A 210-nucleotide genomic window follows, 5' to 3' on the forward strand; every position below is an offset into this window, starting at 1 on the left:
GAACTGTCTTCGAGCGTTTGCTGATACAGGTGTAGTCAGGGGACGTCAGTGGAACATCCAATAGCTCAAAGATAGAATCAATAAAGCCTTGAAGAGCACGTAATGGTAATGAGAATACTCCTTTAATCATCAAGGCAGTTTCAATCGCTGTATCAGAGTACTGAAAGCCTCTACCACGCTTACCATGATGGGTTTTGCATCGCCATGCAT

At 43.8% G+C, this 210-nt stretch carries 1 protein-coding gene; it reads right to left on the minus strand.

Annotated features, from left to right (window positions below; genetic code table 11):
• Positions 1-210 (minus strand): transposase (locus AB4323_RS07605; RefSeq protein ID WP_372152128.1); only part of this gene is annotated, 210 nt, incomplete at both ends.

The sequence above is a fragment of the Vibrio sp. 10N.261.52.C11 genome (assembly GCF_041471405.1).
Classification (GTDB): domain Bacteria; phylum Pseudomonadota; class Gammaproteobacteria; order Enterobacterales; family Vibrionaceae; genus Vibrio; species Vibrio crassostreae_C.